The 24,795-nt window shown below is 39.7% G+C and carries 18 protein-coding genes, 1 tRNA gene, 1 other RNA gene and 2 pseudogenes; 14 read left to right on the top strand and 8 right to left on the bottom strand.

Translation table 11 applies throughout. From position 1 onward, the window contains the following. Positions 1-2: 2 nt before the first annotated feature. Positions 3-599: a TVP38/TMEM64 family protein gene (locus BN1356_RS08915; protein ID WP_093651047.1), complete on the bottom strand. Its 597-nt coding sequence runs from the start codon at positions 597-599 to the stop codon at positions 3-5. A gap of 108 nt (positions 600-707) precedes the next feature. On the opposite strand from BN1356_RS08915, the gene ssrA reads away from it, so the two are divergent. Both ssrA and BN1356_RS08905 read left to right on the top strand, forming a co-directional pair. Continuing rightward, positions 708-1,055, top strand: a transfer-messenger RNA (tmRNA) gene (gene ssrA / locus BN1356_RS08910). Positions 1,056-1,063: 8 nt separating this feature from the next. Next, positions 1,064-1,151: transfer RNA gene (locus BN1356_RS08905), tRNA-Ser, on the top strand. Positions 1,152-1,225: 74 nt separating this feature from the next. Here BN1356_RS08905 and BN1356_RS08900 read toward each other — a convergent pair. From BN1356_RS08900 to BN1356_RS08890, 3 genes are read right to left on the bottom strand one after another with little or no spacing between them, the layout of a single operon-like run. Continuing rightward, positions 1,226-2,041 carry a hypothetical protein gene (locus BN1356_RS08900; RefSeq protein WP_093651046.1) on the bottom strand — a complete coding sequence of 272 codons (816 nt, stop codon included), beginning with the start codon at positions 2,039-2,041 and terminating at the stop codon, positions 1,226-1,228. A gap of 20 nt (positions 2,042-2,061) precedes the next feature. After that, positions 2,062-2,769 (bottom strand): ABC transporter ATP-binding protein, encoded by a 708-nt coding sequence (locus BN1356_RS08895; protein ID WP_093651045.1) that lies wholly within the window; start codon positions 2,767-2,769, stop codon positions 2,062-2,064. After that, complete coding sequence (locus tag BN1356_RS08890; protein ID WP_093651044.1) at positions 2,753-3,136, bottom strand: GntR family transcriptional regulator; 384 nt, start codon at positions 3,134-3,136, stop codon at positions 2,753-2,755. Before BN1356_RS08890 ends, BN1356_RS08895 begins: the two co-directional genes overlap by 17 nt. Positions 3,137-3,318: 182 nt before the next feature. Between BN1356_RS08890 and BN1356_RS08885 the strand changes: the two genes are divergently transcribed. From BN1356_RS08885 to pyk, 3 genes are all read left to right on the top strand, one after another. Beyond that, positions 3,319-6,423, top strand: coding sequence for a DNA polymerase III subunit alpha (locus BN1356_RS08885; protein WP_093651043.1), 3,105 nt, complete (start codon positions 3,319-3,321; stop codon positions 6,421-6,423). A gap of 83 nt (positions 6,424-6,506) precedes the next feature. Then, complete coding sequence (gene pfkA / locus BN1356_RS08880) at positions 6,507-7,520, top strand: 6-phosphofructokinase (RefSeq protein WP_093651042.1); 1,014 nt, start codon at positions 6,507-6,509, stop codon at positions 7,518-7,520. A 30-nt stretch (positions 7,521-7,550) separates the two neighbouring features. Next, positions 7,551-9,056, top strand: coding sequence for a pyruvate kinase (gene pyk, locus BN1356_RS08875; RefSeq protein ID WP_093651041.1), 1,506 nt, complete (start codon positions 7,551-7,553; stop codon positions 9,054-9,056). Positions 9,057-9,072: 16 nt separating this feature from the next. Here the strand turns inward: pyk and BN1356_RS08870 are convergent, their stop codons facing one another. Continuing rightward, complete coding sequence (locus BN1356_RS08870) at positions 9,073-10,197, bottom strand: NAD(P)/FAD-dependent oxidoreductase (RefSeq protein ID WP_093651040.1); 1,125 nt, start codon at positions 10,195-10,197, stop codon at positions 9,073-9,075. Between the two features lie 85 nt (positions 10,198-10,282). Here BN1356_RS08870 and BN1356_RS08865 point away from each other — a divergent pair, with 85 nt between their 5' ends. The 9 genes and pseudogenes from BN1356_RS08865 to BN1356_RS08820 all read left to right on the top strand — a co-directional run bounded on the left by BN1356_RS08865 (position 10,283) and on the right by BN1356_RS08820 (position 21,798). After that, positions 10,283-10,900: a GDSL-type esterase/lipase family protein gene (locus BN1356_RS08865; RefSeq protein ID WP_093651039.1), complete on the top strand. Its 618-nt coding sequence runs from the start codon at positions 10,283-10,285 to the stop codon at positions 10,898-10,900. Between the two features lie 58 nt (positions 10,901-10,958). After that, positions 10,959-11,501, top strand: coding sequence for a signal peptidase I (gene lepB / locus BN1356_RS08860; RefSeq protein ID WP_093651038.1), 543 nt, complete (start codon positions 10,959-10,961; stop codon positions 11,499-11,501). A gap of 161 nt (positions 11,502-11,662) precedes the next feature. Beyond that, a complete protein-coding gene (gene glmS, locus BN1356_RS08855; RefSeq protein WP_093651037.1) occupies positions 11,663-13,477 on the top strand; it encodes a glutamine--fructose-6-phosphate transaminase (isomerizing) in 1,815 nt (604 codons plus the stop codon). Positions 13,478-14,329: 852 nt separating this feature from the next. Beyond that, a pseudogene (gene ltrA, locus BN1356_RS08845) lies at positions 14,330-15,600 on the top strand (group II intron reverse transcriptase/maturase). 116 nt (positions 15,601-15,716) lie between these two features. After that, positions 15,717-15,973, top strand: a pseudogene (locus BN1356_RS08840) (group II intron reverse transcriptase/maturase); the annotation flags it as partial. Positions 15,974-16,438: 465 nt separating this feature from the next. Beyond that, positions 16,439-18,217, top strand: coding sequence for a PTS mannitol transporter subunit IIBC (locus BN1356_RS08835; protein ID WP_093651034.1), 1,779 nt, complete (start codon positions 16,439-16,441; stop codon positions 18,215-18,217). Between the two features lie 23 nt (positions 18,218-18,240). Further along, on the top strand, positions 18,241-20,193 hold the full coding sequence (locus tag BN1356_RS08830) for a BglG family transcription antiterminator (protein ID WP_093651033.1): 1,953 nt from the start codon (positions 18,241-18,243) through the stop codon (positions 20,191-20,193). A 1-nt stretch (position 20,194) separates the two neighbouring features. Beyond that, entirely contained in the window at positions 20,195-20,632 is a 438-nt protein-coding gene (locus BN1356_RS08825) for a PTS mannitol transporter subunit IIA (RefSeq protein WP_093651032.1), read from the top strand. Between the two features lie 20 nt (positions 20,633-20,652). Continuing rightward, on the top strand, positions 20,653-21,798 hold the full coding sequence (locus tag BN1356_RS08820; protein ID WP_093651031.1) for a mannitol-1-phosphate 5-dehydrogenase: 1,146 nt from the start codon (positions 20,653-20,655) through the stop codon (positions 21,796-21,798). Between the two features lie 141 nt (positions 21,799-21,939). Here BN1356_RS08820 and BN1356_RS08815 read toward each other — a convergent pair whose 3' ends face one another. From BN1356_RS08815 to BN1356_RS08805, 3 genes are all read right to left on the bottom strand, one after another. Then, positions 21,940-23,145, bottom strand: coding sequence for a cation diffusion facilitator family transporter (locus BN1356_RS08815; protein WP_093651030.1), 1,206 nt, complete (start codon positions 23,143-23,145; stop codon positions 21,940-21,942). A gap of 102 nt (positions 23,146-23,247) precedes the next feature. After that, entirely contained in the window at positions 23,248-24,423 is a 1,176-nt protein-coding gene (locus tag BN1356_RS08810; RefSeq protein WP_093651029.1) for a DUF4097 family beta strand repeat-containing protein, read from the bottom strand. Further along, positions 24,420-24,737: a PadR family transcriptional regulator gene (locus BN1356_RS08805; RefSeq protein WP_093651028.1), complete on the bottom strand. Its 318-nt coding sequence runs from the start codon at positions 24,735-24,737 to the stop codon at positions 24,420-24,422. The genes BN1356_RS08810 and BN1356_RS08805 overlap by 4 nt, the downstream gene beginning before the upstream one ends. Positions 24,738-24,795 lie beyond the last annotated feature (58 nt).

Below are 24,795 nucleotides of genomic sequence, written 5' to 3'. Positions count from 1 at the left end.
TTTTATTTTTGAAAGATTTGTTGAATCAAATGCCCACCATAAATCCAGAAGTAACTGTAGGCAATGATGGAGATTGGTCTACAGATAAGAATGATAGCGATGAATCTTCTGTAAGATATGCTAGTTAGGCCAGTAATCATAACCATGACATCGGCTGGTGAAATGGGTGACAGCATACACAGGATAAAGAAAATCTCATAACCACGCTTATCGTCAATCTTACTTTCATACTTATCGAAGGTATCTTCCTTCATAAAAAGAAGACAAAACTTCTTGCCATAGGTCCTGGATAACCAAAAGAGGATGATTGATCCGATAATAATACCAACATAATTGACGATAAACCCCCAAAGACTCCCAAAAACGAGAAAGCCAACAACTGTTGTTACCCCTCCAGGAATGACAGGGAAAACAACTTGGATAATTTGGATGAGGATATAGTAAAGACTACCAAGGGAGCCTTGCTTTTCTAAAAACTCTTTCAAGACATTTTGATCATTAAGAATACCAATCTTATAGAGCCAAATCAGCAAAAAGAAGGTAGCAATAATAATCAAAACACTCAGAATTTGAATTGTTTTTTGCCAAAATTTATACATAAGTTAATTGTACCATATAAAGAGAATTTTTCTGATTTTAATGTCGATTGAAAAATTATTTTGCCTTTTCTAAAATATTTTGATATAATATGCTTCGTAACGAAATTAGGGGTCGTTACGGATTCGACAGGCATTATGAGGCTTGTTCTGCAACTCGAATGGCGGCGTAACCGCTCAGTTTAAATATAACTGCAAAAAATACAAACTCTTACGCTTTAGCTGCCTAAAAAACAGCGGGTGTGACCAATCTCAAATTGCTTGTGTTTGTGCATTGGTCTTAAAATAGCAAGCTACGGCAAGAGTCTGTCAGGAACTTTTGCAAGAGATCAACTGACTCGTAAGATTTGGGCCTGAGTTATGTGTCAAAGTCTTGTTAAATCAATACATAACCTATAGTTGTAGACGAATAAGTTAGCAGATGTTTGGACGTGGGTTCGACTCCCACCGGCTCCATAATTTTATTTGGAAGATTACTCAAGTGGCTTAAGAGGCCGTGTTGGAAACGCGGTAGGCGTGTAACAGCGTGCGTGGGTTCGAATCCCATGTCTTCCGTAAAGTCAAAGCATTGGAAACGATGCTTTTTTCTTTTTTAAAAAGGTGGCCCTTCGGCCACCGAATTATAGAGATTATTGAAGGTTTAATTTTTTAGTCATAATAAAATGTGTTCCAAAATAGAAGCCAATGGCTAAGAGGATATTGACACCGATAAAGAATGGGTTTGGTGCAATGGAAATATTTGTTTCTGAGTAAGTATAAACGGTTGCTAAACCAGAGAGATACTGGATAATTCCAACTACGAATTGCAGGCCAATAAAGAAAGCGATGGCTAAGAGGATACGATGATCTCTGAAAAGTTGTCCTAAAGAAATAGCGAAATACCCAACCAAAATACTCATGGTAGTGGAAACAAAATTTGAGAAAAGGTAAGTAATCATTTCAAAGATAGGGAAGTTGTTCATATTAGGAAGAGAAACTAAAAATGATCTCATGAACTCATTTAAAGCTTGAGTATCTGATGATAAACTTAGTAAACCAATGAGGATAAGACCAAGCAAAACTGTCAAAGTAGCCAAAAAATACCAGATAAGAGCAGCAACCAATTTACTAAGTATTAACTGATGGCTAGAAATAGGAAGTGTCATAGTCAAATAGCCCTGCCTACCATAAACATTACTATAAAAGCGACTGACTACTAGGAAAAATGTTGCAAACATGAGGCTGACAATGAGCACTACAAAAGCAATAATCATGAAAACAAAAAATACAGTTTCAGGACCAGATCCTGTCATTACAGAATCGCTACTCGTTTGTGCCAAATCTCTTTGAATCATCGCTCTGACCCAGAAACCAAGGATCACGGATAGAAGTCCTGCAATAGCATAAAGACTAAGATACCACTTACCGGGTGCTTTAAACTCGTATTTTAATAATTTTCCAAACATATTATTATCTCCTTCCTCAACTAGGCCTTGAATTCATCTCGGAAGAGCTGATCAATTGAAAGGCCACTTTCGATACGTAAATCATCCACATTTCCTTGACGAACAACACTGCCATTTTTTAGGAAAATGACCTCATCAAGAATTTGTTCTACATCTGAAATCAAATGGGTTGATAGAAGGACAGAAGCAGTTGGAGAATAGTTGTTCACGATCGTTCTGAGAATATAGTCACGAGCCGCAGGGTCGACACCGCCGATTGGTTCATCCAAGATGTAGAGTTGAGCCTGACGACTCATTACCAAGATCAATTGTACTTTTTCTTTATTTCCTTTTGAAAGATGGCGCATACGACTAGTCGGGTCGATTTTTAAATCTTCTAAGAGATGTTGAGCACGTTGGCTATCAAAGTCAGCATAAAAATCTTTAAAGAAAGCAAGGGCATCCAAAACTTTCATATTCTCATCCAAATAAGTTGTATCCGGCAAGTAAGAAACAACTTGTTTGGTTTCAGGAGAAGGCATGCGCCCATTGATAAGGATTTGTCCGTATTCTGGCTGTAAAAGCCCATTCAAGAGTTTGATAAGGGTTGTTTTACCGGAACCGTTTGGTCCAAGTAAACCATAAATTTTCCCAGCTTCTAAGGTCAAATTAATATTATTGAGGGCAACTAAACCGCTATAGGATTTTGAAAGCTGCTGGATTTCTACAAGATTAAATTGTTTGTTCATGTTTTTCTCCATTCAGATATCTATCCAACTGATTAACCAAATCTACTTTTTCAAAACCAAGATCCAGCATATTGGACACGAAATTACTTAATTCCTTTTGTGCTAGTTCGACACGAGTTTGATTGATGAGATTTGAATTGTCTGTCACGAAACGTCCAGTTGTCCGAACAGAGTAAACAAATCCTTCCGTTTCCAAATCCGATAGAGCACGCTGTACTGTGTTGGGGTTGACGCCAGCTGTTTCAGCTAAATCCCGAACAGTAGGTAGTTTATCACCAGATTTCAGTTGTTTGGTTACAATCTGTAACTTAATAGCACTGCTTATCTGAATATAGATAGGAATGTTATTGTCAAATTTCCAAGCCATATTTTCACCTTTCTTATACTTTAATACAGAAGGATTAAAAATCACTACAATAAAACTGTATATTTGTATTAACTACATAATACACTATATTTGGGGAAAATGCAAGTATTTTAGCTGATTTTTTTGTATAATAGAAAAAGAAAGAAAAAGGATCAAAAATTCTTAATGAAAAGGAGCTTATCATGCTGGCACAATTAGATACTAAGACTGTCTATACCTTTATGGACAGCATTCTGACTATTGATAAATACGTGGCACGTGGTAAGGAGTTGGGTTATACTTACCTAGGTATTATGGACCAGAATAATCTTTACGCAGCTTACTCTTTTATGGAAGCCTGTCATAAAGCTGGTATCCGTCCTTTAATCGGATGTGAATTAGACCTTGAATACAAACAAATTCCAATAAGAATTCAGCTTTTAGCTCTCAATAGTAAGGGTTATCAGCATTTGATGAAGATTTCGACAGCGCGGATGATGGGGCAAAAAGATTTTGATTCCATTCGGCAGTATTTGACTGATGTTGCTCTTATTCTTCCAGCTGAAGAAGAAAGTGCAGACCTAGATTTAGGTATCAAATATTATATTGGAGTTAGTCCAAAGACCAGTCCTCAAGATTTTGCACAACCCATACTTCCAATCTATACAGTTCGTTATTTTCAAGAAGAGGATGTAGAGACGATTCAAGTCTTGCACGCTATTCGGGACAATCTCGCTCTGAATCAAGTTGGAGATATTCCTTCTCATCAAGAACTGATTTCACCAAATCATCAAGAAGCCCTCTTTGCAGATAAATTTCCCCAAGCTATTGATAACCTCGAGAAACTGGTTTCGGATATCCATTATGACTTGGATAGGGAACTGAAATTGCCTCGCTTTAATCGAGAAAGAGTGGCGTGCGAGGAATTAAGAGAAAGAGCTCAAGAAGGCTTACGCATCAAAGGTTTAGGGAGTTCAGTCTATCAGGAGAGATTAGACAAAGAATTATCCATCATTCACCAGATGGGCTTTGATGATTATTTCCTTATCGTTTGGGATTTGCTGCGCTTTGGTCGCAGTCAGGGTTACTACATGGGGATGGGACGCGGCTCAGCAGTTGGAAGTTTAGTTGCTTATGCGCTTCAAATTACAGGTATTGATCCAGTCAAGCATGATCTTCTCTTTGAACGCTTCCTTAATGAAGAACGCTTCAGCATGCCGGATATTGATATCGACATTCCAGATATTTACCGGCCAGAATTTCTTCGCTACGTGCAAAAGCGCTATGGCAGTATGCACACAGCCCAAATTGTTACCTACTCAACATTTGGTGCCAGACAGGCTATTCGGGATGTTTTCAAACGATTTGGAACACCAGAGTACGAGTTAAGTAATATCACAAAAAAGATTTCCTTCCGCGATAGTTTGACCTCAGCTTATGAGCGAAGTGCTTCCTTTCGCCAACTCATGAATTCGAAGCTAGAGTATCAAAAGGCCTACGCTCTGGCTAAAGCCATCGAGGGCCAACCGAGACAGACGTCTATCCATGCAGCTGGTGTGGTGATGAGCGACAATGATTTGACCGATGTCATTCCTCTCAAACAAGGGGAAGATATGCTGATTACCCAGTATGATGCTCACGCTGTTGAAGCCAATGGTTTGCTAAAAATGGACTTTTTGGGTTTACGAAATCTGACGTTTGCCCAAAAGATGAAAGAAGCAGTAGCTGAAAAATATGGTATCCAAATAGATATTGAAAAGATTGACTTAGAGGATAAGGAGACGCTTGAACTTTTTGCAGCTGGTCAAACAAAAGGAATCTTTCAGTTTGAACAACCTGGAGCGATTAGTCTGCTGAAACGAGTGAAGCCGACTCGCTTTGAAGATTTAGTAGCGACGACTAGTCTCAATCGACCTGGTGCTAGTGATTATGCTGATAACTTCGTCAAGCGTAAACATGGACAAGAAGCAATTGATTTGTTGGATGCATCCATTGCGTCGATTTTGCAACCGACCTATGGTATCATGCTCTACCAAGAGCAAGTCATGCAGATTGCTCAGGTCTATGCAGGTTTTACTCTTGGTAAAGCCGACTTGCTAAGGCGAGCCATGTCCAAGAAGGATGCAGGGCAAATGCAACAGATGGAGGCTGCTTTCCTTACGGGTGCATCACAATTGGGACACGTAGAGGAGAAAGCAAGACGTATCTTTGCGATGATGGCTAAATTCGCTGGTTATGGGTTTAACCGTAGTCATGCCTATGCTTATTCAGCTCTGGCTTTCCAATTGGCTTTCTTTAAGACGCACTATCCAGACGTCTTCTTTGATATCATGCTTAATTATTCAAGCAGTGATTACATCACAGATGCTCTGCAATTTGACTTTGAGGTTGCCAAACTTAGCATCAATAATATTCCTTATCATGATCGTTTTGATAAAAAACAGATTTTTATGGGATTAAAGAATATCAAAGGTTTTCCGAGAGATTTTTCCTTTTGGATCCTCGAAAATAGACCCTTTAAGAGTGTAGAAGATTTTATTCTAAAGTTGCCTAGTCAGTATAAAAAAGCGGAAACTTTAACTCCGCTCATACAGTTGGGACTTTTTGATTCTTTTGATAAAAATCGTCAAAAAATTATCCAAAATCTGGACAATCTCTTTGTCTTCGCAGATGCCTTCGGCTCTTTCTTCGCAGAAGAAGAGTATAGTTGGATGGAAGCAGAAGACTATTCAGATAGTGAAAAATATGAGTTGGAACAATCTATTATCGGTGTTGGAATTAGTCCACATCCTCTGATAAAAATTAGTAAGGACTCTAATCAAGACTTTACGGCAGTAGCTGATCTGTTGGATGGGCAAAAAGCAAGAGTCTTGGTACAAATACAGTCCATTCGCACGATTCGAACCAAGAAAACAGGGCAACAAATGGCTTTTCTTCAGGTGACAGACACTAAAAACAAATTGGATGTAACCCTTTTTCCGGATACTTATCGTCATTTTTCAGCACAACTCAAAGAGGGTTTGATTGTTTATATGACAGGTAAAATTCAAGAGCGGGATGGGCATTTGCAATTGCTCATGGACTCTATGGATAGCCCAAATTTAGAGAAGTTTTGGTTACTCTTAGAAAATAAGCAACATGATGATGAGATAGCTGCTATTTTACAGGCCTACCCGGGAAATATTCCAGTTGTTCTTCATTATCAAGATTCCAATAAAACGATTCAGGTACAAGGCTTATTTGTTGACAAATCTAGTCAATTACAAGTTGATTTACAGGAACTATCACTGAAAACGGTTTTTCGCTAAAAATGGTGAAAAACTCAAGCAACTTATGGGCTTATATGGTATAATAGTTAAGTTAAAATGAAAATAAAAGGAGTAGTATACGAATGAAACGTATTGCTGTTTTGACTAGTGGTGGTGACGCCCCTGGTATGAACGCTGCTGTTCGTGCAGTTGTCCGTAAAGCAATTTATGAAGGTATGGAAGTATACGGTATCAACCGTGGTTATGCGGGCATGGTTGATGGAGATATTTTCAAATTTGAAACCAAAGATGTAACCAATATCATGTCAAAAGGTGGTACATTCTTGCGTTCAGCTCGTTTCCCAGAATTTGCACAATTGGAAGGCCAATTAAAAGGGATTGAGCAGTTGAAAAAAAATGGTATCGAAGGTGTAGTAGTTATTGGTGGTGATGGATCCTACCACGGTGCTATGCGTTTGACCGAGCACGGCTTCCCAGCAGTGGGTGTTCCAGGAACAATTGACAACGATATCGTTGGAACGGACTTTACTATTGGTTTTGATACTGCGGTAAACACAGCAGTTGATGCCATCGATAAAATTTGTGATACATCTTATAGCCACAAACGTACATTTGTAGTTGAGGTTATGGGTCGTAATGCAGGTGATATCGCAGTTTGGTCTGGTCTTGCTACTGGTGCTGATCAAATTATTATTCCTGAGGAAGAGTTTGATATCAATCAAGTGGTTCAACGCAACATGGATGGTTATGAAAAACGTGGCAAGAGCCATGCCATTATCGTTCTTGCCGAAGGCGTTACAACCGCTGACAAGTTTGTTCAAATGATGAAAGAGGCTGGAGATACGAGTGATCTTCGTGCTACAAATCTTGGTCACATCCTTCGTGGAGGTAGCCCATCACCACGTGACCGCGTTCTTGCATCATGGATGGGTGCTCATGCGGTTGCTCTTCTTAAAGAAGGAAGAGGTGGTTTGGCCGTAGGTATTCAAAACGAAACCTTGGTTGAACATCCAATCCTTGGAACAGCTGAAGAAAATGCCTTGTTCAGTATTGCTGAAGATGGCAAAATCATCGTTAATAACCCACACAAAGCTCAACTTGAGCTTGCTAAACTTAGTCGCGAATTACGTCGCTAATTAGAAATAGATTTTAGGAGTAATTTTAAAATGTTTAAACGTGTTAAAATCGTTGCAACCCTCGGACCTGCGGTAGAATTCCGTGGTGGTAAGAAGTTCGGTGAAGATGGCTATTGGGGTGAGAGCCTCGATGTTGAAGCGTCTGCTGAAAAAATCGCTCAATTGATTACTGAAGGGGCTAATGTCTTTCGTTTCAACTTCTCACATGGTGACCATGCTGAGCAAGGTGCTCGTATGGCAACAGTCCGTCGTGCAGAAGAGATTGCAAATCAAAAAGTTGGTTTCCTTTTGGACACGAAAGGTCCAGAAATCCGTACGGAATTGTTTGCAGACGATGCAAAGGAATACTCATACAAAACTGGTGAAGTTATCCGTGTTGCTACTAAACAAGGGATTCAATCAACTCGTGAAGTGATTGCCTTGAACGTAGCGGGTGGATTGGATGTCTTTGATGATGTTGAAGTTGGTAAACAAGTTCTTATCGACGATGGTAAACTTGGTCTTCGTGTCCTCGAAAAAGACTATGACACACATGAATTCGTAGTTGTTGTTGAAAACGATGGTATCATTGCTAAACAAAAGGGTGTAAACATTCCTTACACTAAGATTCCTTTCCCAGCGCTTGCTGATCGTGATGATGCGGATATTCGATTTGGTTTGGAGCAAGGTCTTAATTTCATCGCCATTTCATTCGTACGTACAGCTAATGATGTTGAATCAGTGCGTAATATTTTACGTGAGACTGGTAATGAGCACGTACAACTTTTCTCTAAAATCGAAAACCAACAAGGTATCGACAATATTGATGAGATCATTGAAGCTTCAGACGGTATCATGATTGCCCGTGGTGACATGGGTATTGAAGTACCATTTGAGATGGTTCCAGTTTACCAAAAAATGATCATCACCAAAGTAAACGCAGTCGGTAAGGCAGTTATTACAGCAACAAATATGTTGGAAACTATGACTGATAAGCCACGTGCAACTCGTTCAGAAGTATCTGACGTTTTTAACGCTGTTATCGATGGTACTGATGCAACAATGCTTTCTGGTGAATCAGCTAACGGTAAATATCCAGTTGAATCTGTTCGTACAATGGCTACCATTGATAAAAACGCTCAATCACTCTTGAAAGAATATGGTCGTTTAGATGCTTCAACATTTGACCGTACTTCTAAGACAGAAGTTATCGCATCAGCAGTTAAAGATGCGACGAATTCAATGGACATTAAATTGGTTGTAACAGTTACGGAAACAGGCTTCTCAGCTCGCCAAATTTCTAAATACCGTCCAGACACTGATATCTTGGCCATTACTTTCACTGAGAAAGTTCAAAAGTCGCTTATGATCAATTGGGGTGTCATTCCAGTTGTGACTGAAAAACCAAAATCAACAGATGATATGTTTGAGTTGGCTGAAAAAGTTGCTCTTGAGCAAGGTCTTGTTCAACCAGGTGACAACATCGTTATCGTAGCGGGTGTTCCAGTTGGTGTATCTGGTTCGACTAACACAATGCGTGTTCGTACTGTAATGTAAAAATAAAAAAAATCGATTAGTCTGAGGACTCTTCGATTTTTTTTATGTATTGTTCTGGCGAATAGGGACTTGGATCAAAATTAAGATTTTGACCTAGCATTTCTTTTGTCAATTGCCAGCCGATGAAGGGACCAGATGTTAGTCCGGAAGAACCCAGGCCACTAGCCACCCAAATCTTAGGATTATCCTTCAAATTCCCATAAAAGGGCAGGAAATCTGAAGTGTAAGCTCTGGTTCCAACACGGACTTTTGAAATGGAGTAATTAGCTAAACTAGGTATAAGGGACGTAGCCGTTTCTTTCATCTTGGTAATGATAGCCTCATCTATACTCAAATCGAAGCCCTTTTTATTTTCATGACTGGCACCAATAACCAATTTTCCTTTCTCAAAGGGAAGAATATCGATTTCTCCGTGAAGCATACATCCCGGCCAATTATCTGTTTGAAAATCCGTTTGAACTTCGAAGAGTTGCCCCTTTTGTGGGCTAATATCAACCTGATATCCGAGAGGCCCAAGTAATTGAGGAAGCCAAGCGCCGGATGCTAGAATGATTTGATCATAATCGAGTTCCTGCTGATTCACTTGGACAGTTTCTTTTTTGGTTAGAGAGGCCTGCCCTTTAATAATAGTTCCACCATTTTTGACAAATTGATCTTGTAAAGCATCAAGAAGAGCTGCGCCATCCAGACGGCCTCCACCAGTAGCCAAAACAGCACCTTGATCGCCTTCGAGCTGGGGTATCAAATCATGAATTTCTTGGGATGGATAGAGGGATAAATCCCCCATCATCTCAGCATTTTTCTGTCTTTCTTTAGCAATATGATAGAGTTTTTCTACTAAACGAACTTTATTTTTGAAGACTAAGGTTCCTTTTTGTTGGTAAGGTAGATCTGATAGATTGGCTTTCTTTAAATCGTTCATTAATGTTTGATAGAAGCTGGCTCCCTGAGAGGTTAATCTGTACCAATCCATATTGCGTCTTTGAGAGAGCCAAGGACAGATAATGCCTGCTGCAGCACGCGTTGCTGTACCGTTGCCTGAATCGATCAAGGTAATATGGTCTTTGGATTCTCTGGAGAGGTAAAAGGCAGCAGTAGAACCGACAATGCCTCCACCAATAATGATAATTTCTTTTTTCATAGAGCTAGTATATCACAAATTAGATGGTTTCCATATCCTGGCTAAGATGGTAAAATAGGTATATGAATGATTTAGGAAGTGGAAAATGGAAGATGTAATGAATCCTTCTGTCCTAACCTTAGGACAAGGAGCTATAAAAATTTCAGCGGTAGGAGACAGTTTGACCTATGGCTATGGTTTGGAAAATCGTCAAGAACAAGCCTATCCCAGTATCCTTTTGGACTTGCTTGGCACACATTATCAGCTATCGAATTATGGCATGAGCGGTAGATCTTTGTTATCCACCTCTGATTATCCATATTTAAATGAAAAAAACGCTCAAGAGTCACTTAAAGCTGAAGCAGATATTGTTATTATCATGATTGGTAGTAACGATAGTCGAGCGGCATACTGGAACAAAGAACAGTTTATCAGAGAATACCGCAATTTGGTCAAAGCCTATCTCAAATTGGATAGTCAACCAGATGTTTTTTTGGTCTCTCCACCTTATGTTCCGACCAGTCGTTTCGGACTCAATAACGAGATTGTTAAAAATGATTTACCGGAGATTATTGCCTCTATTGCTACAGAATTGAATGTTCACTTCGTTAATCTTTATCCGATTACAGAAGGTCATATGGAATATTATAGTGATGGTCTGCACTTAACACCGCTAGGCAATCGTGTGATAGCCCAGGAAATATTGTCAGCCATCAAAGCGTAAGTGCTATTCTTTTTTTCATAAAATATGATATACTAATAATAGGGAGAATGAAGAATTTATGGTAAAAAGAGATTTATATAACTATCTTGGCTTAGCACTTTTAGTGATTCTAAGTGTGATTGCTTTACGAGTTTGGGTTTATGAACCCGTATCAATCAATGAACAGATGGCCAACCAATACCTAACTAAAAATGACTTGATTATTGCAGATAGAAATAAGCAGATTGAGTACGGGGATTTCGTCCTCTATAAGGTTGATGGTAAAAAGTATGTCGGTAGGGTTATTGCTATGGAAGGAGATAGTGTTACTTATCTCTATGACCTTCTTTATCGCAATGATGAGATTATCCATGAGACTTATCTAAACATTAAGGGACAACCTGAATATTACACAGAGGATATGACCATCGAAACATTAACACATGATAGGCATTCGGTAGTTCCTAAAAATTCTTACTTGATTTTAAATGATAAACGAACGGATAAGCGGGATAGTCGTCAATTTGGTTTAATTAGTCAAAAACAAATTATCGGATCTCTGACTTTCCGCATAACCCCTCTTGGTCAATTTGGATTTATTGAAAAAGGACTAGCTCAATAGAGTTAGTTTTTTTGATTTCACAAATAGACTATACCAATTTTTTTGTTGACTTTCTAAAATTGTTGAGATATACTGATTTTGTTAGTTTTTTTAAAATAAAATTAGACTATACCAATTTTATAAATAAAGGAACTCTACCAATTCGTAGAGGGTAACTGAAAATGTGTGGAATCGTTGGTGTCGTTGGGAATCGTAACGCAACAGATATCTTAATGCAAGGACTGGAAAAATTAGAGTACCGTGGTTATGATTCAGCCGGTATTTTTGTGACAACAGGGCAAAAAAATAGTTTGGTCAAATCAGTTGGACGGATTGCGGATCTTCACAGCAAATTAGCTTTGGATATTGCGGGCTCAACAGGTATTGGACATACACGTTGGGCAACTCATGGTAAACCAACTGTTGATAATGCTCATCCCCATCGCTCTCAAACAGAACGTTTTGTACTGGTCCACAATGGTGTCATCGAAAACTACCTACAGATGAAAGAAGACTATCTATCTGGTCATGATTTTAAAGGTCAAACGGATACAGAGATTGCTGTTCATTTGATTGGGAAATTTGTAGAAGAAGAGGGCATGGAAGTTTTTGATGCTTTCAAGAAAGCTCTGGATATCATCGAAGGATCCTATGCCTTTGCATTAATCGATGCGGAAGATGCGGATGTCATTTATGTTGCTAAAAACAAATCTCCGCTTTTGATTGGCTTAGGCGATGGTTACAATATGGTTTGTTCTGATGCCATGGCTATGATTCGAGAGACCAACCAATTCATGGAAATTCATGATAAAGAATTGGTTATTGTCAAGAAAGATTCTGTCCAAGTTCAAGATTACGATGGAAATATTTTAGAGCGTGGGGCTTACACAGCTGAATTAGATCTTTCTGATATTGGCAAAGGAACTTATCCGTTTTACATGCTCAAGGAAATTGATGAGCAACCAACGGTTATGCGTAAACTGATTTCAACTTATGCCGACCAAGATGGCAGCATGAAAGTTGATGGAGATATCATTAAAGCTGTTCAAGAAGCTGACCGTATCTATATCTTGGCTGCCGGAACTTCTTACAATGCCGGATTTGCTTCTAAGAACATGCTGGAAGCGTTGACGGATACACCCGTTGAGCTAGGTGTCGCTTCTGAGTGGGGCTACCACATGCCACTCCTTAGCAAGAAACCTCTCTTTATCCTATTGACTCAATCAGGTGAAACGGCAGATAGCCGTCAGGTCTTGGTAAAAGCCAACGAGATGGGTATTCCTAGCTTGACAATCACAAACGTACCTGGCTCGACCCTTTCGCGTGAAGCTACCTATACTATGTTGCTTCATGCAGGTCCTGAGATTGCGGTTGCATCAACCAAAGCCTATACGGCTCAGGTAGCTGCACTTGCTTTCCTCGCTAAAGCAGTTGGGGAAGCCAATGGTAAGAAAGAAGCAATTGACTTCGACTTGGTCCATGAGTTGTCAATCGTGGCTCAGTCCATTGAAGCAACTCTTTCTGAAAAAGATGCCATTGCTGAGAAAGTACAAAATCTCTTGTCTACAACGCGCAATGCTTTCTACATCGGTCGTGGAAATGATTACTATGTCACGATTGAGGCTGCTCTTAAATTGAAAGAAATTTCTTATATCCAATGTGAAGGTTTCGCAGCAGGGGAACTCAAGCACGGTACTATTTCTTTGATTGAAGATGGAACACCCGTTATCGCCCTCATTTCAGCTAATGAAGTGACTGCCGCTCACACACGTGGCAATATCGCAGAGGTTGTTTCTCGTGGAGCGCATATCTTGACGATTGTTGAGGAAGATTTGGCTCGTGATGGTGACGATATCATTGTCAATCAAGTTCACCCTTACCTATCAAGCATCTCCATGGTTATTCCGACGCAATTGATTGCTTACTATGCATCCCTTCAACGTGATTTGGATGTCGATAAACCGCGTAACTTGGCAAAAGCTGTTACAGTTGAATAAGCGAAAAGTCCCTGATGGGGCTTTTTAAGTTTGAGTTTGAGAAAAAGCAGAGATCGAATCGAGTAGATTTTTAATCTATTAACGAAAAATGAGTCTAGGTAAAAAGCCCAGATCTCTTTAATAATGTTTGTTATATGACCAAGACGCAGTAGCCAAGTGGAGATTCCTTCGCTTTTTTAGAGCTTGAACATTGACGCTGACCTTGTCAGCTCCATTTTCAGTACGACGGGCATGTCGTACATCTGAGGTGCAAGTCCTCCGTGGGCACCCGCTACCGGTGAACCCAATAGCGACTCCCAAGCCTGACTATCGCGAGGTAGCGGGGAGAGGAAGGGATAGCGAAATCGTGGCTCTACGAACAGAAACGTGATATTAAGGCGTATATAGCGGATGAGGGGGCTGAAAACTCTAAAGTCCAAATAGGTAGTCGTAACCTATATGCGTAAATCACGAGAGTAATTGAATACGGGCTAAGGTCGTTGTGAAAAAGAGAAAGTCTTCCTAGTTGCTTCTGCAACTTCGTCAGCTTTCCTATTTTCACTTCGACCTTTTAACGCCCTTAATATCTTACTGTAAACGAGGAAAGATGTACGACTTATCCCGTGAGGTCTCATGAGCGTCCTAGACGTAGTAACAACGAATCATGAGAAGTCAGCCGAAGCCATAGTAGTCACGAAGCTTCTGTAATGGAAGTGGAGCGAAGGGCTTAACAATTAACCGAAGTAATCCTACTTCACTTGTGTCTGTAAAACTAGCGGTCTGATAGAACTGGATGCGGTCATGTATTGACTAGAGGAAGGTTCACCAATATAAGATGTCCCTCAGACACCGAAACAAGAAAGGAATACGCACATGTCACAGTTACTAGATACTATTCTATCTCGCTCCAACATGGTGGAAGCCTACAATCAAGTGAAAGTCAACAAGGGTTCAGCTGGAATTGATGGCATTACCATTGACCAAATGGATGAATATCTCCGCCAATATTGGCGACCAACCAAAGAGTTGATAAAACAGAGAAAATACAAACCTCAACCAGTCCTACGCGTTGAAATCCCAAAGCCCAATGGAGGAGTCCGCCAGCTTGGCATCCCAACAGTAATGGACAGAATGATTCAACAGGCCATCGTCCAAGTTATCAGCCCTCTGTGTGAACCTCATTTCTCCGAAACGAGCTATGGGTTTAGACCGAAACGGTCATGCGAAAAAGCCATCATCAAGTTACTAGAATACCTTAATGATGGCTATGAGTGGATTGTGGACATTGACCTTGAGAAATTCTTCGACACAGTTCCCCAAGATAGATTGATGTCTCTTGTCCATAACATTATCCAAGATGGAGATACAGAGTCTCTGATTCGTAGGTATCTTCATTCGGGTGTAGTTATCAATGGACAGCGCCATAAAACGCTGGTGGGAACACCACAAGGTGGGAATCTATCTCCCCTCCTGTCCAATATCACGCTCAATGAGCTGGACAAGGAATTGGAAAATCGAGGGCTTCGTTTCGTCCGGTACGCAGATGACTGTGTCATCACAGTTGGGAGCGAAGCATCTGCCAAACGTATCATGTATTAAGTTAGCCGATTCATTAAGAAGCGACTGGGATTGAAAGTCAATATGACCAAGACTAAGATTACCAGACCGAGTCAACTGAAGTACCTTGGATTCGGATTCTGGAAATCAGCTGAAGGGTGGAAAAGTCGTCCACATCAAGAGAGTATCCAGAGTTTCAAGAGGAAACTTAGGAAGCTCACAACACGCAAATGGAGCACTGACTTGGGTAGCCGTATTGAGAAACTCAACTGGCTTATTCGCGGATGGATAAACTACTTCGCATTGACTAACATGAAGTCAGTCATGGGAGAAATTGATAAACGATTGAGGACACGAATTAGAGTTATTATTTGGAAACAATGGAAGAAGAAGTCAAGGCGACTTTGGGGACTACTTAAACTAGGGACTCCCAAATGGATAGCTGATAAGGTATCTGGCTGGGGTGACCACTATCAATTAGTGGCACAAAAGTCAATTCAGCTATATCAAAACCAGTCCTCGCTAAACGTGGACTGGTTTCATGCCTAGATTATTATCTTGAACGACATGCGTTAAAAGTTAGTTGAACCGCCGTGTGCCGAACGGCACGCACGGTGGTGTGAGAGGGGCTAGGAATTAGTCTCTACTCGATCACTCTAACAGTCTCCCAGACTATTAGAGCTCTAGGCTTGCGGGGGTGGGAGAAATTGATAAACGATTGAGGACACGAATTAGAGTTATTATTTGGAAACAATGGAAGAAGAAGTCAAGGCGACTTTGGGGACTACTTAAACTAGGGACTCCCAAATGGATAGCTGATAAGGTATCTGGCTGGGGTGACCACTATCAATTAGTGGCACAAAAGTCAATTCAGCTATATCAAAACCAGTCCTCGCTAAACGTGGACTGGTTTCATGCCTAGATTATTATCTTGAACGACATGCGTTAAAAGTTAGTTGAACCGCCGTGTGCCGAACGGCACGCACGGTGGTGTGAGAGGGGCTAGGAATTAGTCTCTACTCGATCACTCTAACAGTCTCCCAGACTATTAGAGCTCTAGGCTTGCGGGGGTGGGAGTGAAAGAGCCTGGGAAGAGGCATTTTCAGCCCGAACCTAGAAATTGGGACGTGAGAGGGACTATTTTTTCACTTGTCGTGTTCTGTCTCACTCCCATTCTTTAAGAAAAAATTTAGATTCTGGCACTACTATAGTTTTTTATTATTTGAGCATCCGTAAGTTTACTTTTAATCTTTCCGATTAAGTCACTTTCAAATAGTGTTCTAGAGAGTTAATTTAGATTTTTAAACTGTAATCTTTTGTCTTTTTTGTCATTTTCTTGTCACAAAAATTGTGACAAGGTTTTAGTTTTATTGACAGAGAGCTCATAGTACAATAGGCTTATCAAAAAAGAAGGAGAAGAAGAAAATGGATACACAATCTTCTTTGAAAGTAAGAGTACAAAAACTCGGTACTTCACTATCTAATATGGTTATGCCTAATATCGGGGCATTTATCGCTTGGGGTGTTTTGACCTCGCTTTTTATTCCAACTGGTTGGTTGCCAAATGCTACTCTTTCCCAGATTGTTGGTCCAGCAATCACTTACCTCTTGCCACTCTTGATTGGTTACACGGGTGGACATATGGTTCACGGCCAACGCGGAGCGGTTGTTGGTGCCATCGCTACATTTGGTGCTGTAGCTAGTTCATCAGTACCAACATTCGTCGAAGCAAATAATGGTGCAAGTGTACCTATGTTTATTGGTGCCATGATTATGGGTCCTCTTGGTGGATGGGTTATCAAGAAATTTGATCAAGCCTTCCAAGAAAAAATTCGTCCTGGTTTTGAAATGTTGGTCAACAATTTTTCAGCAGGTTTGATTGGCTTTGCTTTAGTTCTACTTGCGTTTTATGGAATTGGTCCTGTTGTGGCAAGTTTGACGGGTATTATCGGTAATGGTGTTCAGATAATTGTGGATGCTAAACTTTTGCCACTCGCTAATATCTTGGTTGAGCCTGCAAAGATTCTCTTCTTAAACAATGCCATCAACCACGGTATCTTCACGCCGCTTGGAGCAGAACAAGTAGCTGAAACTGGTAAATCAATTCTCTTCTTAATTGAAGCAAACCCTGGACCAGGTCTTGGTATCTTGGTAGCTTACGCTATGTTTGGTAAAGGTTCTGCTAAATCTTCATCTTGGGGGGCAATGGTGATCCATTTCCTTGGTGGTATTCATGAGATTTACTTCCCGTACGTAATGATGAAACCTATGCTCTTCCTTGCAGTTATCGCAGGTGGTGTATCAGGTACATTTGTAAATCAACTACTTGGATCAGGGTTGACTGGTGCAGCATCCCCGGGTTCAATCATTGCCATTCTAGGTATGACGGCTAAAGGCTCACATCTTTCCGTTATCCTTGGGGTATTAGCAGGTGCAACCGTTTCCTTCCTTGTTGCTTCCTTGATTCTTAAAGCAGATAAATCTGAAGGCGAGTCACTCGAGGATGCTCAAGCAGCTACAAAAGCGGCTAAAGCAACAGCTAAAGGTCAAACAGCTCCAGTATCTGCAACAATCTCTGCTGATTCTGTAAAACAAATTATCTTTGCTTGTGATGCAGGTATGGGTAGTTCAGCAATGGGTGCTTCACTCCTTCGTGATAAGGTGAAAAAAGCTGGTTTGAACATTCCTGTTACAAACAAAGCTATTTCCAACTTGACAGATGAGCCAAATACACTGATTGTGACTCAAGAAGAGCTAGCTGCTCGTGCAGCACAACGTACACCAAGTGCAGCTCATGTATCTGTTGATAATTTCTTGACATCACCAAAATATGATGAAATTATTGCTCAATTGGCAGGTGAAGCTTCCCCAAAGTCTGAACCAACTTCAGTTCAAACTCTAGCTGAAGTTGACATCAAGGAAGTGGAAGAAGTTGTCTTTGCCTATGGCAAAGCACAAGGTTCCGCTACAATGGGGCAAGAAACACTTCGTGCAATCTTCAAGAGTAAAAATATTGCAATTCCAGTTGCGACAGTAGCTTACGCTGATTTGAGCAAACACAATAACGAAACAAGTTTGCTTGTAACAACGATTGCTGAGAAGGCAGAAGTTGAGGCCGCTGCTCCTAATGCACAAGTCTTGATTGTGGATAGTCTAGTAACGACACCAGAATATGACAAGTTAGTTGCAAGACTGCACAAATAAGGTATAAAGTAGTATAATAAGATATGCTATTAACAAAACGTGAAGAACAATTAGTGAGAGCTTTCCTACAAGTAGGGAAGCTTTCCTTGAAAGAAATGGCAGATATTCTGCAGGTTTCATCACGAACGGTTTACCGAACACTTTCAGATTTGATGCTGACTTTGGAAAAAGATGGTATTGAACTTATCAAAGATGGTCGAAAATACTTTTTAAGTGGTGATTTGTCCATTTTGGAAGAATCTCAGTCAACGGATGAAGTATCAGCTAGCCATCGTCTGATTTTAACAGCCTATCAGCTTCTGACAAGTTCAACAACTATCATCAATGAAGAGTTACAGGAACAATTCTGGGTATCTAACGTAACCGTTATACAGGATGTTGCAGATATCGAAAGCCGGCTAAAAGAGTTTGATTTGACTATCCAACGCAAGCGTGGCTATCAAGTCACCGGTACACCTGCTCAAAAGCGACGTTTTCTTGCCATTCTTCTCAGCAATGCCATTTCTATTCAGGATTTTTGGAATGACCACTATCCTGAATTTCCTATATTAGAGAAAAAGCAGATTAGTTCAGCTCGTAGGATTTTTGAGGAACACCAACATCTCTTAGGAGAAGTGGATTCAAAACTCAGAGAATTTTTGATTATTTTGCTTGGATTGGCTGACAATCAAGATGAACTACTTCCTGTTGTCAATGTTTCCAAAGAAGCACTGGATTTTTCAAAGCATGTCTTTGCGGATTTGGCTAAGGTATCTAAAAAGTTTTACAATTTACAAGAGATTATTTACTTTGCCAATATTTTGGATCAAGTCATCATCAAGCGACAAGAGATTCCTCTTTTTAGAGAAAAGTTTGATAGTGAGTTTTACTACTCTATCTCCCAAATGATTGATGCTGTTTCTCGTTTTACTAAAATTAACTTCTTTAAAGATAAGTTACTCTTTAAATTGCTTTTTAATCATGTGCGACTTAGCTTGGCTGTACCGATTCTCTTTCCAGAAAAGGCAAGCTCAAATGTGGCCTATTTAGCTGCTCAGCAAAATAAATTTTTGCACAGTATCGTCAGTCTTGTCATGCGAGATATTTTTCCTGCCTTTATTCAAAATGAGTTTGAATATGAGCTGGTGACGTTACACTTTGCATCTAGTTTGCGACGAAGTCCAGATATTTATCCCATTCGTTTATTACTAGTGACAGATGAACGACCGCTTACAACTAGTGTCCTCATCTCTAAAATTAAGAATATCGCCCCTTTTGTGGAGCTGATTGATGTCCAAAGTACAACTAACTTGTCCTTAGTAGATAGCAGTCAGTATGATTATTGTTTAACAACGAAACCAATCCCTAAAAAAGAAATTGATCTGATTTCTACCTTTCCCAACACCCAAGAAATTCTGGATTTGCAGGAAAAACTTCAGTTGATTCAGGAAAATCGTACGGTTGCGGAACGGCATGAATTGCAGACTAAAGCTACCTATGATTTACAAAAGTATCTAGAGGCTAGTAGCCAGATTTTACGGAATTTTGAGCTAATATCTGTGGATAATCCACTTTCCTTTGATCAAACGGTAGGGCAAATCGTAGGGATTCTAAATTTTGTGACAGATGCGCCATACCTAACAGCCAAGTTACTATCTCGTTTTGAACTCAGTCCTTTGGCTATTCCAAATACTAATTTAGCCTTACTTCATACCCAATCTCACACAGTAAATGACAGCCATTTCTTGCTAGTAGAGTTGAAAAATACTGTATCGGCTCTTTCTATGAACCATCAAAATGAAGAAGTCAAACGCGTTTTGGTCATGTTAACGAAGCTCAATGAGCAAGATGAAATCCGAGATATGATGACAGCCATCAGTCAATCCATTATCGAGAATAATCTCTACACGGAGATTTATCGTACAGGTAATCAAGAAATTATCTACCAACTACTCAATACCATTTTTACTGAAAAAATTAAGAAATTGGAGAATTAAAATGGAATTTCAAAAAGAACTTATCAAATTAACTCAGGCCTTTGCTACCAAAGAAGAAGCCATCCGCTATTGTGGTCAACAGCTCTTCCAAGCAGGACACGTTAACGAAGCCTATATCGAGGCAATGGTCCAACGTAATGACGAACTATCTGTTTACATGGGGAACTTCATTGCCATTCCTCATGGTACAGACGCTGCTAAAAAAGAGGTGCTTTCGTCAGCTATTACCATTGTTCAAGTGCCAGCAGGTGTCAATTTTGGTACTGAGGACGATCCAAAGGTGGCTACTGTACTCTTCGGTATTGCTGGACTAGGAGATGATCATTTGGAAATTATCCAAAAAATTTCTATCTTCTGTGCAGATGTTGATAATGTGGTCAAATTAGCGGATGCAAGCTCAGCTGATGAAGTTGTCGCACTTTTAAACAGTGTAGACTAAAAAGCAAGAAAGGAAAGATCATGAAAAAAGCAGTTCACTTTGGTGCTGGCAATATCGGTCGCGGTTTTATCGGCGAAATTCTTTTTGAAAATGGCTTTGAAATTGCCTTTGTTGATGTCAATGAAACCATCATTGATGCCTTAAATGCATGTGGTTCTTATGAAATTGAAATCGCAGAAGATGGGCAACGTCGTATTCCAGTGTCAGGTGTACGTGGTATCAACAATGCCAAAAATCCGGAAGCAGTAGTAGCAGCTATTGCTGAAACGGATTTAGTAACGACGGCTATTGGTCCCAATATTTTGCCCTTTATCGCTCCCCTGATTGCTCAGGGTATTGAAGCTCGTCAAGCTGCTGAAAATAAAAATCCTCTTGATGTTCTGGCCTGCGAAAACATGATTGGTGGTTCTGAGTTCCTCTATGAAGAGGTTAAGAAACACTTGTCTGAAGCTGGTTTGGCTTTTGCTGAAGAATACATCGGTTTCCCAAATGCCGCAGTTGATCGTATCGTGCCAGCCCAAAGTCACGAAGATCCACTTTTTGTGGTCGTTGAACCCTTCAACGAGTGGGTTGTGGAAACACGTGGTATGAAAAATCCTGAACTTGTTTTGGACAAGGTTCACTATGAAGTAGAATTAGAGCCTTTCATTGAGCGTAAACTTTTTTCAGTAAACTCTGGTCATGCGACTTCAGCCTATACTGGTGCCTACTATGGGGCTAAAACTATTTTAGAAGCTCTACAGAATACCACAGTGAAAAATAACGTTGAAGCAGTTTTGGCAGAAATTCGTAGCCTCCTCATTGCTAAATGGGGCTTTGATGAGCAGGCTTTGGTAGATTACCATAAGGTTATCATCAGTCGCTTCGAGAATCCATTTATCGTGGATGATATTGCGCGTGTTGCTCGAACTCCTATTCGCAAACTTGGTTTTGATGAACGCTTCATTCGACCAATCCGTGAGTTGAAAGAGCGTGGCTTGTCCTACCAATACCTCCTGCAAACAGTTGCCTATGTCTTTACCTACAAGGATGAGACAGATGAGGAGTCTATGCAACTGCAAGCTCTTCTAGTAGAGAAATCACTAGAGGAAGTCGTTAAAGAAGTGACTGGTTTGAGGGATCAAGAATTGATTGCTGAAATTGTTGCTGCGGTTGAAGCGAACTAATACTCAAAGAAAATCAAAAATAGATGAGGCAAAGCGACGTTGACATACCTAGTGGTAGGCAAGGAGTTTTAACAAAATCTATTTTTGATTTTCAAAGAGTATAACGTCTTTAAAAACAAAGAAAAAACAGTTTGAGTGGATTCAAACTGTTTTTTCTTTGTTTTTTTCGGTAATTTGGTGGAAAACGACTTGCCAGTGTTCATGGCGTCGCCAGAGAGAAGTATGGACATAGTTGTCCATTTCAAAAGTAACCATCTTAGATTTTTGACTGATGGGAATCATCTGAAATTTTTTGAGATAAGAAGATTGTTCTTGGTGCGTGGCAAGTGTTTCTTCCCTATCTAGATAGTGTCCCTCGGCATCAATGAGTAAATAATTTTCTTCAAATAAGTCTTGGTAACCGATCTCATGCGATTGAATTTGCGATTCATAGCGGTAGAGCTTATCAAAGACATGTTCATAAATTTCGTCATGAGGAATATCGGATGGTTCTACATGGATATCTACATCAAAGACATTGTATTTGAGTTTAAGCAAGTTTTCGACATGTTCTGTGATCTCATGGCTTTCATAAACAGATAAATCTGGATTCATTTCAAGGACAATATCCAGATAGATATTGGACCCATAAGTTCGTCCGCGTTGTGATTTAACAGAGACAATTTTTGGTAATTTGAGGATATCCTCTTCGTATTGATGCAACAAGTCTTCATCAAAGCCATCTGACAGTGTAAAAAAGCTTTCCATAAAGATGTCATAGGCTGTTTTTAAAATCATAAAAGTGATGATAATAGCCGCAATTTTATCGATAATAGGAAATCTGAAAGCAGCTGCAAAGATGGCGATAGAAGTTCCGACAGAGGTCAGTGCATCAGACAAATTATCCTTGGCAGCAGCATACAAGGCACGAGAACGTACTTTTTTAGCAAGAAGACGATTATACTGATAGACAGCCAACATGATGATAGCTGAAACGATTCCTACCCAAGCACCGGTGATATCTACCTCAACCATCTCATTTGACATGAGCTTTTGAATAGTGCCATTGAGGACTTGAAGTCCGACAGCAAACATGATAAAGGATGTAATCAGGCTAGCTAAATCTTCAAATTTCCAGTGACCGAACTTGTGATCTTTATCAGCAGGCCTTTGAGCTAGCCGCAAGCCAATCAAGACAGTGACGTTTCCTGCGATATCTGAAATATTATTGAAGGCGTCTGCAGTCAACGCATCGGAATGAAAGATATTTCCTGCAGCCAATTTAAAACCGGATAAGAGGATATAAGCAGAAATGGAGAGGATAGCTCCGCGTTCTGCAATCTTCAAATTTTGTATCTGTCTTTCCATAAAGTCTCCTTGTAATTCTTTTCATTTTAACAAAAATGAGCAAGAATTTCAATGTAAGAAGAAAAACTATCTTGAACAGGTAAGCTCAAGACAGTTAATAATTTATAAAATAGTTAATGTTGAATCTTGGCAGGTAAAACGGATGACTGTGTTGCTTCTTTCCTGAACTGTATTGAAGTAGAAAGTATTGCTTGTTTTCTGACTTTGTCCAACCAAATCAGTCGCTAGGTTGACAGTTGAATCTTCAGCGGAAATCTGATAGTTGCTGACTTCTTGACGGTCCATCTCATGTGTCAGGTTAGAATCCTCAGCTTGGACATGCAGAGAGCTGATAATCTGGTTTCTATGAGAGGTTAATTTACAATCTTCTGCCTCAAGTTCCATTTTATCCAACTGGCAGGATAGAATAGATAGGTTACAATCCTCAGCGTTCATTGTTACTTGGCCTAGTTTACTGGAATCTAGTGAGAGGTTACAATTGTCCATCTGAAGCATAACATTTTTTATCTGCAAAGCAGTAAAAGAGAGATTGCAATCTTCTGAAGATAGACTCAAGTCATCTACTGTCAGTTTTTCAATATTCAAGTTGACGTCTTCTAGGTTTCCACATATTTCTAACAAAAAAGGATCTTGTGGAAGTTCTAAGTCTATTTTACGGATATAAAGCTTTTCATTAGAATAAAGACTTAGTTTTCCATCCTTAAACAGATAAGGCAAAGATTGGTTTTTGTCCGCTATATCAATCGTATACGTCAACCGAGCATGATTCAAAGGTGAGAGCTTGATGCTGAGATTATCATTTTCCAAATCTAAATGAATACGCGATAAATCTTCTAATGGTAGTGAAGTAACTTTGACAAATTGATCTGACTCTTGAACATTCACTGAAAAATTGAAGTTTTTGATAAAATTCTTTAAAAAATTTTTTTGAAAAGTCTCCTTAAAATGATTCTGAAAGTTTTGATGGAAATCCTTTTTAAACGCTTCTTTAAAGGTTTCTTTGTCAAACTCTTTCCTAAACTCTTCTTTAAATGTTTCCTGACCAAAATCAGAAGAGTAGGAGGTTTTGGTATCTGCTTGAGAAGTTTCTTCTTTCTCCATATTTTTTAGAATTTCTTGAGCGGCTTCCCATGGATCGCCTAACTCTGCAATGACTTTAGCATCATCGTCTTGTTCTTCAAAATATTCGGTGAAGTAATCAACGATATCGTTCAGTTCTTGCGGATTTAGTGAACTTAAATTTTCTTTTAAATCATTGAGATATTGGTCTCGTATCATTTGCGTAAGCTCCCTTCTATAATGCCATCGATCGTTTTTTTATAGGTCATCCATTCAGATTCTAGATACCTGATTTGCCCTTTACCTTGAGGAGTGATGGCGTAGTATTTGCGTTTTCTTCCCTGGTATTCCCGTGAATAGGTTGAGACAAAACCGGCAACCTGCAACTTTTTTAAAATGGGGTAGAGGGTTGATTCCTTGATATCAGCCGCTATTTTGATGGTCTGACTAATCTCATATCCGTAAGAATCTTCCTTTTCTAGGATGGACAAAATCAAAAACTCAATCAAAATAGAGGAAACAGGATAGTACATGATATTCCTCCTATGTATAATTTATTTATATATAAATTTTATACCTATGAAAGAAGAT

This window comes from Streptococcus varani, from assembly GCF_001375655.1.
GTDB classification, from domain to species: domain Bacteria; phylum Bacillota; class Bacilli; order Lactobacillales; family Streptococcaceae; genus Streptococcus; species Streptococcus varani.
Note: the sequence above shows the minus strand (reverse complement) of the source record. Positions and strands in the feature narration are given on the sequence as shown.